13 protein-coding genes are annotated in these 15,782 nt (G+C 38.2%); 7 read left to right on the top strand and 6 right to left on the bottom strand.

All coding sequences use genetic code 11. The annotated features are described in order from the left end of the window. Positions 1-720: 720 nt before the first annotated feature. Entirely contained in the window at positions 721-1,257 is a 537-nt protein-coding gene (locus ACFIMA_RS00180) for a GcrA family cell cycle regulator (protein ID WP_273790264.1), read from the bottom strand. Positions 1,258-1,743: 486 nt separating this feature from the next. Here ACFIMA_RS00180 and ACFIMA_RS00175 point away from each other — a divergent pair, with 486 nt between their 5' ends. From ACFIMA_RS00175 to ACFIMA_RS00165, 3 genes are read left to right on the top strand one after another with little or no spacing between them, the layout of a single operon-like run. Continuing rightward, positions 1,744-2,958, top strand: coding sequence for an aspartate aminotransferase family protein (locus ACFIMA_RS00175; RefSeq protein WP_375693011.1), 1,215 nt, complete (start codon positions 1,744-1,746; stop codon positions 2,956-2,958). Further along, a complete protein-coding gene (gene argF, locus ACFIMA_RS00170; protein ID WP_375630517.1) occupies positions 2,955-3,890 on the top strand; it encodes an ornithine carbamoyltransferase in 936 nt (311 codons plus the stop codon). Before ACFIMA_RS00175 ends, argF begins: the two co-directional genes overlap by 4 nt. Positions 3,891-3,926: 36 nt before the next feature. After that, positions 3,927-4,928, top strand: a complete 1,002-nt coding sequence (locus ACFIMA_RS00165; protein ID WP_375693004.1) for an Hsp33 family molecular chaperone — start codon at positions 3,927-3,929, stop codon at positions 4,926-4,928. A gap of 842 nt (positions 4,929-5,770) precedes the next feature. On the opposite strand, the gene ACFIMA_RS00160 is transcribed toward ACFIMA_RS00165, so the two are convergent. Genes ACFIMA_RS00160 through ccmA form a run of 5 tightly spaced genes read right to left on the bottom strand, consistent with a single transcriptional unit; the run spans position 5,771 to position 8,692 of the window. Beyond that, on the bottom strand, positions 5,771-6,364 hold the full coding sequence (locus ACFIMA_RS00160) for a DsbE family thiol:disulfide interchange protein (protein ID WP_375652405.1): 594 nt from the start codon (positions 6,362-6,364) through the stop codon (positions 5,771-5,773). Beyond that, on the bottom strand, positions 6,339-6,590 hold the full coding sequence (locus ACFIMA_RS00155) for a hypothetical protein (RefSeq protein WP_375612828.1): 252 nt from the start codon (positions 6,588-6,590) through the stop codon (positions 6,339-6,341). Before ACFIMA_RS00155 ends, ACFIMA_RS00160 begins: the two co-directional genes overlap by 26 nt. Beyond that, a complete protein-coding gene (locus ACFIMA_RS00150) occupies positions 6,578-7,357 on the bottom strand; it encodes a heme ABC transporter permease (protein ID WP_375693005.1) in 780 nt (259 codons plus the stop codon). The genes ACFIMA_RS00155 and ACFIMA_RS00150 overlap by 13 nt, the downstream gene beginning before the upstream one ends. A gap of 46 nt (positions 7,358-7,403) precedes the next feature. Then, complete coding sequence (ccmB, locus tag ACFIMA_RS00145; protein ID WP_375693006.1) at positions 7,404-8,069, bottom strand: heme exporter protein CcmB; 666 nt, start codon at positions 8,067-8,069, stop codon at positions 7,404-7,406. A gap of 11 nt (positions 8,070-8,080) precedes the next feature. Further along, complete coding sequence (gene ccmA / locus ACFIMA_RS00140) at positions 8,081-8,692, bottom strand: heme ABC exporter ATP-binding protein CcmA (RefSeq protein ID WP_375611428.1); 612 nt, start codon at positions 8,690-8,692, stop codon at positions 8,081-8,083. 295 nt (positions 8,693-8,987) lie between these two features. Between ccmA and acnA the strand changes: the two genes are divergently transcribed. From acnA to dnaN, 4 genes are all read left to right on the top strand, one after another. After that, complete coding sequence (gene acnA / locus ACFIMA_RS00135) at positions 8,988-11,675, top strand: aconitate hydratase AcnA (protein WP_375677678.1); 2,688 nt, start codon at positions 8,988-8,990, stop codon at positions 11,673-11,675. A 237-nt stretch (positions 11,676-11,912) separates the two neighbouring features. After that, positions 11,913-12,179: a 30S ribosomal protein S20 gene (rpsT, locus tag ACFIMA_RS00130; protein ID WP_273790272.1), complete on the top strand. Its 267-nt coding sequence runs from the start codon at positions 11,913-11,915 to the stop codon at positions 12,177-12,179. 703 nt (positions 12,180-12,882) lie between these two features. Next, positions 12,883-14,454: a chromosomal replication initiator protein DnaA gene (gene dnaA / locus ACFIMA_RS00125; RefSeq protein WP_375611430.1), complete on the top strand. Its 1,572-nt coding sequence runs from the start codon at positions 12,883-12,885 to the stop codon at positions 14,452-14,454. A 186-nt stretch (positions 14,455-14,640) separates the two neighbouring features. Further along, the gene (dnaN, locus tag ACFIMA_RS00120) at positions 14,641-15,762 is read left to right on the top strand and encodes a DNA polymerase III subunit beta (RefSeq protein ID WP_375606188.1); all 1,122 of its coding nucleotides are present in this window, start codon (positions 14,641-14,643) and stop codon (positions 15,760-15,762) included. The last annotated feature ends 20 nt before the right edge of the window (positions 15,763-15,782 follow it).

Raw genomic sequence — 15,782 nt, 5'->3', positions numbered from 1 at the left:
CACGCAAAACAGAACGACATTGAATTGAATATATCCACAGGCTTGTTTTAAAGAAACATCTTTCAACGCTCTCAAGCTTATTTTGCGACAGTATCCGTGAAGGGTATAATGATAAATCCATGAAGCACCCCCCCTATCTTTATGCTTAGTAAAAGAGTAAGCTGGCATCATCATACACTTTGCCATCTCCCAATGTTGCAACAACCCTTTAAGTCTTTGGTATTTTAAAGCGTTTATACAGAGGTATGCTTTTCTTTAAGTGTTTTTACTCTCCGCAGTTCTCATCTCGCTCGTGACGCCCAAACGAAAGATTTTGATCGATTCAATATAAGAGGATTTAAAATGAGAGAGATATAGATGGATCTCATTCAGGTTGCAAAGCGATAAATTATTTTTATAAACCACAGCATTACTCTATTAAACACAGGAAGAATAAAAACATGAGAAATTGAGAACTGTATTACTCAAAAGACATTGCTATGGATAGTGTTAACAGCAGTACAACTAAATTAAAGAGAATCGTGAAAATAAACAAGAATATAACTTTACAACACATAGCTGCGCAGTAGCATCAAAAGATACAGTTTCGTTGAATAATTTCATGAAGAAATTTTTTCATTCATTAAAAGCTCCATCAAATTTCGTTCTCATAATAATTCGATAATTAAAATTTAATAACGAAGCGCAGAAGACGTAAAATACGAGATTCAATTGAGGATATTACACTCTTATCCGACGTCTTTCAGATATTGGTTGAAATGCTAGCTTAGCATGAAAGGCACAATAGGGGCTACTTTCATCAGAATCTGCACCACAAAAATGAAAATCTGCTGATAATGGATCGCCAACCGGCCATCTACATGTATTTTCACTCAATTGTAGAAGATTAAGTTGACGTGATATAGGCACCACTACATTGGATTTTGTGGACATATCAACTTCTTTTACATCTTCCACTACAAATTCTGTCTTTAAAGCTGTTTCTTCAATACTTACAGATGATGTGTTTATTGGCGATACTGTGGATGTGTTGCGACGCACACGTGGAGATGATGGGCTGCTGCTTCCCACGGGAGTTTTTTGCGCACGCGTGCTTCCTTGTGCTGTCTTACCACGTCCTGGTAACTTTAATCGATGTACTTTGCCGATGACTGCATTTCTGCTGACCCCACCTAATTGAGCAGCAATTTGACTTGCACTTAACCCTTCACTCCAAAGCTTTTTAAGAAGCTCAACGCGTTCACATGTCCAACCCATACCAGCACTCCATTCCGATTACGTCACTAAGATGCTCTCCCCCGTTGCATCTTCAAATGTTTAAATAATGTTTTCATTACGCTGAATGAAAGAACTTTACACTCTAAACGAGCATAAGAAAATCATCCAGCCTGTGGACTTACAAATCAAAACACATCATCTTGCTTATTATATTGTAAATTACAATATGCACTCACTCTATGACAAGAGTCTTTACCTCTTGAAGAGTTTATTTAGAATGTTTTCCCCAACTTGCAAATCAATCATAGGTTAAACTTTCACTTTTGTTTAAGGCTTTTCCCCAAAATGCTTATTTGTAGAACCTTCATTGACTTTTTTTCAATTGGTGTAATGATCTATTCTATAGGTGTAATCACTAATCGTAATGAAATGTTGAAAGCACCGTAACGAAATGTACCATGCTGTTTTATTTGTAGTGTTGCTTTGTATATATATTGAAAAGGTTAAAATATAAAGGGAATTATGATGGATGCTGTCTCTATACAACCACTTTATGAATGCTTCGCACGACGAAATTTGCATTTTGAACAGGGGCATGGTGTATGGCTTATTTCCGATAAAGGAGAACATTATCTTGATTTCACATCTGGCATTGCTGTTAATGCATTAGGGTATTCACATCCAAAATTGGTTGATACGCTCAAAATGCAAGCTGAAAAACTTTGGCATGTTTCTAATATTTTTCAATCTCCTGAACAAGCATCTCTTGCCACGCGGCTTTGTGCAAATAGTTTTGCGGATAAGGTTTTTTTCTGCAATTCAGGTACTGAAGCATTGGAGTGCGCATTCAAAACGGCACGTCATTATTACTATGCTGCTGGTCATTCAGAACGCATTGAAATAATTACTTTTGAAGGGGCATTTCATGGACGTACACTTGCAGCACTTGCTGCGACTGGGCATGAAAAATATCTTGAAGGCTTTGGACCTAAAGCTGGTGGATTTATTCAAGTACCTTTTTGTGATGAAATCGCTTTGTGTAACGCTATTAATAAAAATACCGCCGCTATTCTTATTGAACCTATTCAAGGAGAAGGAGGAATACGAACGGTTCCTCATGAATATTTAAGATTTTTGCGCAAAATATGCGATGATAATGGTCTGTTATTGATTTTAGATGAAGTCCAAACGGGTATAGGACGAACAGGAAAGCTTTTTGCTTATGAATGGAGTGATGTCACGCCTGATATTCTTACCCTCGCAAAAGGATTAGGAGGGGGATTTCCATTAGGCGCTTGCCTTGCAACGGATAAAGTTGCAAAAAGCATGACACTTGGGACACATGGTTCAACCTTTGGAGGAAATCTTCTTGGAATGGCTGTAGGAAATAGTGTTCTTGATATTTTGTTAGAGCCAAGTTTTCTCAACCATGTTCAGCGCATGGGGGATAAACTAAAAAGTGGACTTTTGCATATTCTCAATATCTATCCTGATATTATCTATGCAGTTCAGGGGATGGGGCTAATGTTGGGTATTCAGTGTGTTGTGTCTTCAAATCTTGTCGTTAATGCTTTAGAAAATGAACATCTCTTAAGTGTTGCTGCCAACAACAACGTTGTGCGCTTATTGCCTCCTCTTATCATTAGAGAAGAAGAAATAGATGAAAGTTTGCATCGTATTGAAAAAGCAATAGCTTATCTTTCGCAAGTAAACAAAGAAAGACAAATATCACACACATGACAAATGCTCTTCGTCATTTCACGGACTTATCCATTTTAACGCCAGCAATAGCACGCGCACTGATCGATTATGCGAAGATCCTTAAAGCATCTTTTAAAGCAGGAAAAGGTTCAAAACCTTTTATAGGTAAAACACTTGCGATGATTTTTGAAAAACCATCCACACGAACCCGTATTTCATTCGATATCAGTATGCGCCAGCTTGGCGGAGATACAATCATGCTCACGGGTTCAGAGATGCAGCTTGGTCACAGTGAAACTATAGCTGATACGGCTCGTGTTTTATCTCGTTTTGTGGATATCGTGATATTACGAACAACAAAACATCAACGTATGCTCGAATTGGCACAATATGCACAAATTCCTGTCATTAATGCCCTTACAGATGATACACATCCTTGCCAAATTCTAGCAGATATATTAACCTATGAGGAGCATCGGGGGCCTATTTCTGGTAAAATATTTGCGTGGATGGGGGATGGTAATAATGTACTCCATTCCTTAATTGAAGCTGCTGCTCTTTTTGATTTTCATTTGCGTATTGCTACTCCAAAGGGAAGTGAGCCACAGGAAAAATTTATCCATTGGGCACGTGAACGAGGAGCGCATCTTACACTAACCCATAATCCCCAAAAAGCAGCTCAAGATGCTGATTGTATTATGACCGACACATGGGTCTCCATGGGACAAGAATTTCGTGCTCGCAGTCGTTCTACTTTTCAGCCTTATCAAGTCAATGAATCTCTCATGAAATTAGCAAAATCTGATGCTCTTTTTATGCATTGTCTTCCCGCTCATCGCGGTGAAGAAGTTGTTGATTCTGTGATTGATGGACCGCACTCCGTTGTTTTCGATGAGGCTGAAAATCGTCTTCATGTTCAAAAAGCAATTCTTTCTTGGTGTTTACAAGATGCGTTTTTCTCTCCACAATAGCCTCCCTACAACAAATTATATAAAAAAGGCAAAGCTATGAGTGAACAAGCTAAAGATGAAGCCTCTCTCAACAACAACTTCTTGCATGAAGATGATAGTGTTATTCCCTTTCAAGTTGAAGAACTTGATATCCGTGGACGTGCCGTACAACTTGGGGAAACTTTAAATTCTATTCTTAACAGACATCAATATCCTGAACCGGTTTCTTATCTTCTAGCAGAAGCTTTACTTTTAACGGTTCTGCTTGGAACTTCTCTAAAACTTACGGGAAAATTTATTCTACAAACCCATTCCGATGGACCGGTTAATATGTTGGTGTGCGATTTTTCGCCTCCTTCCAGTTTACGTGGATACGCTCGTTTTGATAAAGAACAGCTGAAACAAGCCATAGACAATGGTCAAACCTCTTCAGAAACACTTTTAGGAAAAGGCACTTTAGCCTTCACCATTGATCAAGGTTCCCATATGCAACCCTATCAAGGGATAGTTGCATTAGATGGATCAAATTTACAAGAAGCTTCTCGTATTTATTTTGATCAATCAGAACAAATTCCTACCGATATCCGTCTGGCTGTTGCTATATTAATTAATCGTGACCAACAAGGAAAACCGCAGAAAAGCTGGCGAGCTGGAGGTATTTTGATCCAACTTTTACCCCAAGAATCGTCTCATCATAAAATAGAAGCCCTTCATCAAAAGCGAGAAGAAACGAAAACTCATACCCAATTGGATAACCAATGGCAGGAATCTAAAATACTCATGAAAACGATTGAAAGTTCAGAATTAACAGATCCCCAAGTCGGTAGTAAACAGCTCTTGTTCCGTCTTTTTCATGAACAAGGTGTTAGAGTTTTTAATCCTTTTTCTCTTGTCGATCAATGTTCTTGTTCACACGAAAAAATTAAAGGAATCCTAGAAGGTTTTTCTATTGATGAACGCAATAAAATGGTTAAAAATAAATATATTTCAGTCACATGTGAGTTTTGCTCAAAAACATATTGTTTTACACCGCAAGAATTTTTAGAAGAAAAAACATAATCAAATATTTTTCATAAAAAATGATGATTGCAACAAAAGCCTATTTTATTTGCGTTATAAAAGTTTACGCATAAGCTCGTATGAACTTCTAGAATATTTCTTGTCTTAGAGTTTTTTAATGTATACGAGTGATCTTTCTGTTGAAATCAGTAATCACGTCATAGAGTGCTTAAAAAAGAGTTCTCTGTAAAATATATTTTCTCCTCTCGAAAAAGCTTCTTTTATACTTTTTACATCTCAAAAGTTTATTTCTTACAATGAATTCTTTTATAATGTTCATTGATAGATTGATTATGTATTCATAACTTATCTTCTCTGTTAAATGAGACTTTTTGATTTTAGTCATATTTTCTTACTCGAATTTATCTTATTAAGAGTCAAAAAAGCTCATTAGTTATAATCATAAGAGAAATTATCGATAGAATAAGAATGTATAGACTCAATATGGACTTTATAGAGTCTATTACGAACAGATAGTGTAATGGGAATAAATGTAACAATGACGCTGCGAAGGAACGGGTTTGTTATTTTATAAAAAAGATGAGAATAGTGGTGAAGTCCCCTCATAACAATGTGCATTTTAGATAAAAAGCGAAGACAAAATACTATATGACTTTGAAAATAATAGTTGGTTGCTGTCACTAATCTAACGATGGTTCTATAGCAATATTGTTTTTGTCCAAGTAATCAAAAATAAAGCTCCCAAACAGATATTTCTTTACACATGTTTTTGAATCAATAATGGTAATGCTCTTGTAAAATTTTTCTAAGAAGAATGATGGTCCGTATAAATAAAATAGCATACATAGCATGATAAAACGTTATGTTTTTACAAACCTGCATTATTTTTCTTCTGTCATAATCGCTTGTTCAATTTTTGGTAGAATTTTTTTTTGATAAATTTGCCATGTTAAGGGACCAACATGTTTGGCAATAATGATGCTCTCTTTATTCAAGAGAAAGGTTTCTGGAGGTCCATATATTCCCCAATCAATGGCTGTATATCCTGAATCATCAAAGCCAATAAATTTAAAAGGATTACCAAAACTGTTTAAAAAGCGCAGGGCGTTTGTTTTATTGTCTTTGTAATTAATACCAATCAGATCAAAACGTTTATCTTGTGCAATTTGCATAAGAATAGGATGCTCTTCGCGACAGGGCAAACACCAAGAACCCCAAAAATTGACCAATGTGACACGTCCTTTAAACTGTTTTGAATTGAGATAACTTTCTTTATCAAGAAGAGGAAGATAAATATTGGGAGCAGGTTTTTCAGCTAATGCGTTTGGGAGAAGAGAAGAATCTTGAAGGTGTTTTTTATCCATAAAGTTGAAAAAAAACATCATGAGAAGAAGAAAAAGCACAAATGGTCCAAAAAAAACAAGCAGAACAGGCAAAGATATATTTTTTTTAAGTTTTGGAGGGATGTTTTTCATTATACTTTTCTTTTTGTGACAGCTCTTTTTTGTTTAGCTGTTGGAGAATTTTTTTTTGGTAGAGGGCTTTGCAAAGAATATATCCAATAAGACATAAGAGGGATATTGCAGAAAGCACATAGCTTAAAACAACAATTTGCTCGTGTTTAAGGGTGCTCAGGAAAAAATCAATTTTCTGAGATAGATTTCCTAAAAGTCCGCCGTGGATGCCATTTAGGTCGAGCATGATGAAGCGTCCTGTTGTTGTGCACGACGGGATTTTTTAATCTGAAGTATTCGGATATAATGACGATTGATTTCATTTCGCATAGCCATCAAATAAAGAGCAATAAACATAAAGATGAAACAAAAGAGCATTGTTATAAGGGGCCATAACATAGCATTGTCGATTGTTGATCCTCCAGCACGTAACAATGATGCTGGTTGATGCAATGTATTCCACCAATTAACGGAAAATTTAATAACAGGGATATTAACAAATCCAACAAGTGTAAGAATTGCAGTAGCGCGAGCGGCTTTTACTTGGTTGTCAAAAGCACGCCCAAGCAGGATAATGGAGAGATAGATAAAAAGCAGAATTAAAACTGATGTTAATCGTGCATCCCAGACCCACCATGTTCCCCATGTAGGTCGCCCCCAAAGCGCTCCTGTCATGAGAGCCAAGGCGGTAAAAATTGCCCCAATAGGCGCTCCACATTTAAGTGCTACATCAGCAAGATGATATTTCCAAATCAGATTTCCTAAAGCCGCTGCACTCATCGTTACATAGCAGAATGTAGACAACCACGCAAAGGGTACATGAAGGTACATAATCTTAACAGTAATGCCTTGTTGATAGTCATCAGGGGAATGCATCACTAGAATAAGCCCTAAGATAAGGAAACACAATGTTATGCCGGCCAACCAAGGTAAGACGACTCTGCTTATTTTCATGAAAAGGGTGAAACTTGCAGGGAGTAACCTGATTTTATATGTACGAGATAGTTCATTCATAAAATTCATAATAGGCAGAGTTTTGCTATGCGGCAATCATCTTTTATTATTCTGATAAAAGTTTAAGCGTTATCGCAGCAACAAAAGAGCTAAAGAGACTCAAAAGAAGTGAAAAAGCGCCAAGAAGAGCTAGGGATGTGAGAAAAGAGGCATTTGGGTTTGTTGGAGCTGTAGCAGCTGAAACACCAAAAATCATAATTGGAATGATCCATGGCAAGATAATGATGAAAATAAGAAGGGTACTTTGCAACAATGAGGTTGCCAGTGCTGCTCCTATAGCACCAATAAAAATAATAGCTGGTGTTCCGCATAAAAGGGTAAGTATTGTTGTAAAAGTTATTACTACATCTAAATGGAGCATGAGGGCTAAAATAGGTGTGGCAAAAATAAGAGGCAGCATTGTTCCTACCCAATGGGCAAGACATTTTGTAAAGACAATTAGTGTAAAACTTTGTCTTTTTCCTGAAAGGATAAATTGGTCGAGATTACCATCATCGCGATCGATTTGGAAAAGTTTGTTCAGATTGAGGAGTCCTGCAAGAAGGGCTCCAAACCACAATATACCTGGTCCTATTTGTGCAAGAGTTTTGGGATCTGGTCCAATGGCAAAGGGGGTTATGACAACAACAGCGATAAAAAACAATAATCCTGTTAGTGAAGTGGCTTGTAGCGCTAATAATAGTTTAAGATCACGCCAGAACAGTGCTTTCATTTTATTCTCTCCTAGAGAGGTAAAAATTTTTCCAGAGCGATTTTATGGTTTTCTGGAATGCCTATGGAATTATGAGTTGCAGCGATAATCATACCACCTTGATTGAGATGACGCTGGAAAATACGAGCAAGGAGTTTTTGAGCATGGTTATCAAGCCCAGATATTGGTTCATCTAAAATCCAAAGAGGACGATAGGAGAGCAAAAGGCGGGCAATAGCTACGCGTCTTTGTTGTCCAGTTGACAGAGCGTTAAAGGGTAAATGTTCAAGGTTAGAAAGACCAATATCGGCAAGAGCTTCATGCGCAAAACGTAAATGTTGACCGTAAAAATCTGCCCAAAATTGCAAATTATCAATGACAGATAAGAGAGGTTTCATAGCATTTTGAGGACCAAGATAATGACAAGCAGTTGCAACAGGGTATATTTGATCATGGTCTTTAAGTATTATATGACCTTCAGCAGCCTCAAGAAGACCGACAATGATTCGGAGTAATGTAGACTTTCCGATACCATTAGGACCGGTGATTGTCATAAGTTGCTGTGAAAATAAACAAAAAGAAAGACCTTGAAACAGAATTTCCTCGTTTCTGTAAGCGGCTAAATCTTTGCCTGATAACACCATGTGATTGCCTATTTTATTTTTATTTTCATATTCTTTATTGCATTATAGAATAAAAAACACATTTTTTATGCAATTGTACCTAGAATAGTTCTAGAAATAGTTCTATAAGGGATACCTTACATCAATATCTGGTGTAAAATGGTTTCTGGCGCTGATTTCCGCATTATGCCTAGAGGGTGGAGGGGGAAATGGATGGCGGAGGTAATTGCGTCTGCGCTCAAGCTGCGACCTTGACTCGTAGTTTGTGTTGTTCATTCCTGGAAATTGGGTGGTTATAGTATGAGGGTGGACAGTCATGACTCAAATTGATAGCTTTAATTGTCGTAGAGTATTAAATGTTGGTGGCAAAGAATATACTTATTATAGCTTGATTGAAGCGGAGAAGAACGGACTTGAAGGTGTTTCTCGTTTACCGTTTTCGATGAAAGTTATTCTCGAAAATTTATTGCGATTCGAAGATGGTCGCACAGTTAAAAAAGAGGATATCTTCAATGTTGCTAAGTGGTTAAACGACAAAGGGAGCGCTGGGGCAGAAATTGCTTACCGTCCTGCACGTGTTCTTATGCAGGATTTTACAGGTGTTCCAGCAGTTGTTGATCTTTCTGCAATGCGTGATGCTATGGTTAAACTTGGCGGTAACGCTGAAAAAATCAATCCTCTCATTCCCGTTGATCTCATCATTGATCACTCAGTTATTGTTGATGCTTTTGGCAATTCCATGGCTTTTAAGGAAAACGTTGAGCATGAATATGAACGCAATGGTGAACGCTATCGTTTCCTTAAATGGGGGCAACAAGCCTTTCAAAATTTTCGCGTTGTTCCTCCAGGAACAGGGATTTGTCATCAGGTTAACTTAGAATATTTAGCACAATGTGTATGGATGAAGAATGAAGAGGGCTGTGAGACGATTTATCCTGACACCTGTGTGGGAACTGATTCGCATACGACTATGGTAAATGGTTTAGGGGTTTTAGGTTGGGGTGTGGGTGGTATTGAAGCAGAAGCAGCAATGTTAGGTCAACCTGTTTCTATGTTGTTACCTGAAGTGATTGGTTTTCGTCTAACAGGTAAACTTAAGGAAGGTGTAACAGCCACCGATCTCGTATTAACGGTGACCCAAATGCTACGTCGGAAGGGTGTTGTCGGTAAATTTGTTGAGTTTTTTGGTCCTGGTTTGGAGCATATGACGCTTGCTGATCGGGCAACGATTGGAAATATGGCACCTGAATATGGAGCAACGTGTGGTTTTTTCCCAATTGATAAGGAGACAGTGCGTTATCTCAATATGACAGGGCGTGATGAAAGTCGGATTGCCTTAGTGGAGGCTTACACCAAAGCACAAGGGATGTGGCATGATGAAATGGTGGCTCATCCCATTTTTAGTGATACAATTGAATTAGATATGGGAACCGTTGTCCCTTCTATGGCTGGTCCTAAACGTCCTGAAGGACGTATTGCATTGGAAAATGTTGGGCAGGGTTTTGAGAAGGCATTGGTCGAAGACTATAAGAAGACTTCTGGACAAGATAAGCGTTATCAGGTTGAGGGTGAAGAATATATGCTTGGTCACGGTGATGTGGTGATCGCTGCGATTACGTCGTGTACGAATACATCGAATCCAAGTGTTCTTATTGCTGCGGGTCTTTTGGCACGAAATGCTGTGGCAAAGGGTCTTAAGAGTAAACCATGGGTAAAAACTTCTCTTGCACCTGGTTCACAAGTCGTTGAAGCTTACCTTCAAAATTCGGGTCTGCAAAAAGATTTAGATGCATTAGGATTTAACTTAGTAGGATTTGGGTGCACAACATGTATTGGTAATTCTGGTCCTTTGCATCCAGCTATTTCCAAAACGATTAATGACAATGGTATAATTGCATCTGCGGTTCTTTCAGGAAATCGTAATTTTGAAGGGCGTGTTTCCCCTGATGTGCAAGCGAATTATTTAGCTTCACCACCGTTAGTTGTTGCACATGCGCTCATCGGGACGGTGTGTAAAGATTTAACCAAGGAGCCTCTAGGTGAAGATTCAAATGGCCACCCCATTTATTTGAGAGATATTTGGCCAACTTCTCAAGAAATACAGGAGTTTATCGAAAAAAATGTCACGCGGAAGGTTTTTGCCGAAAAGTATGCAGATGTTTTTAAGGGAGATGAAAATTGGCAAAAAGTTCAGATTCCTAGGGGTTCTACCTATTCTTGGGATGAGCAATCCACCTATGTACGCAATCCACCTTATTTCGATGATATGCAGAAAACACCTGATATCTTACCAGATATTAAAGATGCACGGATTTTAGGTTTATTTGGTGATAAAATCACGACGGATCATATTTCTCCTGCTGGTTCTATTAAAGCAGCTTCTCCTGCCGGAAAATATTTAATGGATCATGGTGTTAAAGTGGCTGATTTTAATCAGTATGGAACGCGCCGTGGGAATCATGAAGTTATGGTGCGTGGGACCTTTGCCAATATTCGCATTCGTAATTTCATGTTAGGGGAAAATGGTCGAGAAGGAGGTTATACGGTTCATTATCCGTCAGCGGTAGAACAAACCATTTACGATGCAGCAATGGCGTATAAACAAGAAGGTATTCCACTCGTTGTTTTTGCAGGTATTGAATATGGTAATGGATCATCCCGCGATTGGGCTGCCAAGGGGACCAATCTTCTTGGTGTCAAAGCAGTGATTGTGCAGTCTTTTGAAAGGATTCATCGCTCTAATCTTGTTGGTATGGGCATTGTCCCTTTTGTTTTTGAGGAGGGGCTAAGTTGGAAATCTTTAGGCTTAAAGGGAGATGAAAAGGTGACAATTGAAGGGATTCATAACTTGAAACCTCGTCAAAAGACTGTAGCGAAAATTACTTTTTCTGATGGTACGGTAAAAACCGTTCCATTATTATGCCGTGTTGATACTGAAGATGAGCTAGATTATTTGCATCATGGTGGAATTTTGCAATATGTCTTGCGTAAGTTAGCCGTTTAAATTCTTTTGTTTGTTAAGGAATATCTATTATTAAGCTATAAAGTTGCGGATCAAAGAGTTTGGCTTCGTTTTTTTATGGCTATCTTTGAAAATCTAATTGACGTTAGCTTTAGGATTGCGCTATAATCCACACGGTTATAGGCAGCTTTATAGTTTTGCTTGGGTTGGATTTATTTATATTGGTAGAGTTGTTGTTGAGACTCATTTTACCAAGGTGTTGAAAGAGAGATTATATTTATGGCGAATACACCTTCTGCTCGAAAAGCGGTGCGCAAGGTTGCGGCGCGCACACAGGTTAATAAGGCCCGCCGTTCACGCGTTCGTACTTTTATACGTAAGTTTGATGATGCTTTAGCGGGTGGCGATAAGGCATCTGCAGAGATTGCATTTAAGAATTTTGAGCCTGAAATTATGCGTGCAGTTTCTAAAGGGGTTTTTCATAAAAATGCTGCTGCGAGGAAAGTATCGCGTTTAGCTAAACGTTTGAAGGCTCTCAGCGTTTAAGCTTTTTCTCCTTTAATTGAGAACAAAGCCAGTATCCATGAGGATGCTGGCTTTTTGTTTATTATTTCAAAAAGTTTCTATTGAAAATAAGAATCGATAATGATTCTCCACTTGAAAAAGGAGAGAAAGTTTATAGAGGGAGGTATGGTTATCCACAAGCTTTGTGGATTTGTACAGAGTCTTTTTTGTCAAGCATTTTATTTTTTTTTTTAAATCTGAAGAGATTCTTTAATTATTGGTAAATTTAGAGAAAAAAAATGAATTGAATCAATATTTTTTTTCAGTCCTCATTAATATAAGCATTTTTTTCGGGTTTTTTGATTTTATTTTGACCTCTTGCATTTTACCTCTGCTGTTTTGTATGGTTCTTATGAAGACTAAGAAGCATGAAGGGGTCACATCAGCGCATTATTCTGTATTTTGTTGAATACAAGATGTTTTGATTTAGGCTTTTCGAAACTTTTGTGTTGGAGAGGTTTTCTGACGGTTTTTTAGTTTTCTTAATGGATATGTTTACCATTTTAGAAGGGTGGGTCATATCATGAGTGCAAGTAAATCTTATTGGTCATCTTTGTTAGTAGGGTTGTGATGAGGCTATCCTAGGGGAGGGTGAGTAATCTTATTTGGGGTAGGGCGTTTTGCCTTCGCTAGATTTATTTTAGTTGTTTGGCAGGACAAAATTTTATTTTTATCAGGATGGAAGATGGTGGATAAATTGAACTCTAAAGCTAGTTCCTTTAAAAGGGTTTCGGTAAATATCCTGTCGGCAGAGAACATAATAAAGAATAGGATGACGGAAAGTGATGAGAACGTTTGTAGAAATGCTTCTATAGGGCATTCTATTGTTTCAGAGGAGGAAAGTGCGGCGGCTTTTATACGTGTTATGGCGCAATTAAAGGTGCAGGTTGGTGTTGAGGCTTATACCAGTTGGTTTGGACGTGTGAAGCTTGCTGAATATAGTCATACTCTTGTAAAGCTTTCTGTTCCTACTGCTTTTTTACGTTCATGGATTAATAATCACTATGGTTCTCTTTTGACTCATTTATGGAAACAAGAGAATTCAGCAATTCTTCGTGTTGAAGTTATTGTTCGTGGTATGGAACGCGTTTCAAGAGATGTCGTTTGTAAAAGAAGTGTTCCTCCTGTTGTGCTAGAGGAGCAGGCGACTTCATCTTTTGTTGAAAGTTGCGCAGAGCATTCAGTTAAGAATTCTCAAACGGGAGTTTTTGGATCTCCACTTGATTCTCGCTATACTTTTGAAAGTTTTGTTGAGGGGGCTTCTAATCGTGTTGCTTTAGCAGCTGCGCGTTCCATTGCAGAGGGGCATAAAAGTGCCTTACGTTTTAATCCTCTTTTTATTCACGCATCTGTTGGCTTAGGAAAAACACATTTGCTTCAAGCGATTGCTGCTTCTGCATTGAAGCGTTTAACGTCTGCGCGCGTTATTTATTTAACTGCTGAATATTTTATGTGGCGTTTTGCAACAGCTATTCGTGATAATGATGCTCTTTCTTTTAAAGAACAGCTTCGTGATATCGACCTTTTGATTATTGATGATATGCAGTTTTTGCAGGGTAAGTCGATACAACACGAGTTTTGCCATTTGCTTAATATGTTGCTTGATAGTGCAAAACAGGTTGTTGTCGCTGCAGATCGTCCACCAGCAGAATTAGAATCGCTTGATCTTCGCGTTCGCTCTCGTCTTCAGGGAGGGGTAGCTCTTGAAATTGAAGCACCAGATTATGAAATGCGTTTGCAAATGTTGCGCCAGCGGTTGAAGGTGGCACAACAAGATGATGGCATGGTATCAATTTCTGATGATATCTTGGAATATATTGCGAAAACGGTTTTAGGGTCGGGGCGTGATATTGAAGGTGCGTTTAATCAGCTCTTGTTTCGTCAATCTTTTGAGTCTGATTTATCTTTAGAGCGGATTGATGAGTTATTAGGTCATTTGACACGTCCTGGTGAACCTAAGCGTATTCGGATTGAAGAAATTCAGCGTACGGTAGCACGCCATTATAATGTTTCTAAACAGGATTTGTTATCTAATCGTCGAACACGTACGGTTGTGAAGCCACGGCAAGTTGCAATGTATTTAGCAAAAGTATTAACTCCTCGCTCATTACCAGAAATTGGGCGCCGTTTTGGTGGGCGTGATCATACAACAGTTTTACACGCTGTGCGTAAAATTGAAGATTTGGTTTGTGGTGATCAGACCTTGGCTAAGGAACTTGAGTTGCTTAAGCGGTTGATTGGAGAACAGGCTGTATAGTGTTTATCGTTTCTTTCTTTGGAGAGACTTTAAAGAATTTAATGAAAAGATTTATTTTTTCTTATGCAGGAGTGACTTGCCATTTTAAGAGAGGTTTAATAAACTCTAGCAGGCGATTCTCTAAAGGGATCTATTCTTTAATTCTAAGGAATTCTTATAGTTTTTAGTAAATCATACGGGGCTTTTATGCGTATTACAGTTGATCGCAGTCAATTTCTCAAGTCTCTTGGTCGGGTTCACCGTGTGGTAGAGCGCCGTAATACTGTTCCTATTTTATCGAATGTGTTGATTGATGCAGAAAATGGCCGTGTACAGTTAAAAGCAACAGACCTTGATTTAGAGGTTATGGAATCTTTTGCAGTTAATGTTAAACAAGCTGGAGCAACAACTGTTCCGGCACATTTGCTCTATGATATCATTCGAAAACTTCCTGATAGCAATGAAGTTGTATTATCCCTCGATGAGAATCAAGCAGGTACAATGTCCGTTGTTTCGGGTTGTGCACATTTTCAGCTTCAATGTCTTCCGAAGGCAGACTTTCCAGAGTCGCTTCCTGGGCAATTTGGTTATCGTTTTTCTTTATCGGCATCAGGCTTAAAACATTTACTTGATTGTACACAATTTGCCATTTCTACTGAAGAAACCCGTTATTATCTTAATGGTATTTATTTCCATATTATTAATGATGGTGTTTTGAAATTGCGTTTGGTTGCAACTGATGGTCATCGTTTGGCACAAGTTGAGATGGAAGCTCCTTCGGGAGTTGAGGGAATGCCTGGTGTTATTGTTCCCCGTAAAGCTGTAGGAGAATTGCAAAAACTTCTTTCAGAAGAAAATGATAGCGATGTATGTATAGAGCTTTCGGAGACAAAAATTCGTTTTTCTATAGGCTCTGTGATTTTTACATCAAAATTAATTGATGGAACATTTCCAGATTATCAACGTGTTATCCCTCTTGGAAATGATAAAGAATTAATTGTTAATAGGCAGGACTTTTCTTCTGCAGTTGATCGTGTTTCAACGATTTCAAGTGATCGGGGGCGTGCAGTTAAATTAACGATTGAGCATGGACAGTTAAGGCTTGTTGTTAATAGCCCAGATTCGGGCAGTGCAGAAGATCAATTATCAGTAACTTATGCATCTGAACCGCTTGAGATAGGATTTAATTCACGTTATCTTTTGGATATTGCTGGGCAGCTTTCAAGTGATGAGATGGTTTTTATGTTGGCTGAGGCTGGAGCACCAGCTCTGATTCGTGATAATGATGATGCGGATGTGCTCTATGTACTGATGCCTATTCGCGTTTAGGGGCCGTTGTTTTGCAATGC

It is taken from the genome of Bartonella sp. AP88HLJMH, assembly GCF_042195605.1.
Taxonomy (GTDB): Bacteria; Pseudomonadota; Alphaproteobacteria; order Rhizobiales; family Rhizobiaceae; genus Bartonella.
The sequence above is the reverse complement of the archived record's forward strand: the minus strand, read 5'-3'. Positions and strand labels throughout refer to the sequence as shown.

What these genes read in the sequence shown, in the direction of transcription:
- ACFIMA_RS00180 (WP_273790264.1), bottom strand. Translation starts at nt 1,257, where the DNA reads ATGGGTTGGACATGTGAACGCGTTGAGCTTCTTAAAAAGCTTTGGAGT.
- ACFIMA_RS00175 (WP_375693011.1), top strand. Translation starts at nt 1,744, where the DNA reads ATGGATGCTGTCTCTATACAACCACTTTATGAATGCTTCGCACGACGA.
- argF (WP_375630517.1), top strand. Translation starts at nt 2,955, where the DNA reads ATGACAAATGCTCTTCGTCATTTCACGGACTTATCCATTTTAACGCCA.
- ACFIMA_RS00165 (WP_375693004.1), top strand. Translation starts at nt 3,927, where the DNA reads ATGAGTGAACAAGCTAAAGATGAAGCCTCTCTCAACAACAACTTCTTG.
- ACFIMA_RS00160 (WP_375652405.1), bottom strand. Translation starts at nt 6,364, where the DNA reads ATGAAAAACATCCCTCCAAAACTTAAAAAAAATATATCTTTGCCTGTT.
- ACFIMA_RS00155 (WP_375612828.1), bottom strand. Translation starts at nt 6,590, where the DNA reads ATGCTCGACCTAAATGGCATCCACGGCGGACTTTTAGGAAATCTATCT.
- ACFIMA_RS00150 (WP_375693005.1), bottom strand. Translation starts at nt 7,357, where the DNA reads ATGAATGAACTATCTCGTACATATAAAATCAGGTTACTCCCTGCAAGT.
- ccmB (WP_375693006.1), bottom strand. Translation starts at nt 8,069, where the DNA reads ATGAAAGCACTGTTCTGGCGTGATCTTAAACTATTATTAGCGCTACAA.
- ccmA (WP_375611428.1), bottom strand. Translation starts at nt 8,692, where the DNA reads ATGGTGTTATCAGGCAAAGATTTAGCCGCTTACAGAAACGAGGAAATT.
- acnA (WP_375677678.1), top strand. Translation starts at nt 8,988, where the DNA reads ATGACTCAAATTGATAGCTTTAATTGTCGTAGAGTATTAAATGTTGGT.
- rpsT (WP_273790272.1), top strand. Translation starts at nt 11,913, where the DNA reads ATGGCGAATACACCTTCTGCTCGAAAAGCGGTGCGCAAGGTTGCGGCG.
- dnaA (WP_375611430.1), top strand. Translation starts at nt 12,883, where the DNA reads ATGGTGGATAAATTGAACTCTAAAGCTAGTTCCTTTAAAAGGGTTTCG.
- dnaN (WP_375606188.1), top strand. Translation starts at nt 14,641, where the DNA reads ATGCGTATTACAGTTGATCGCAGTCAATTTCTCAAGTCTCTTGGTCGG.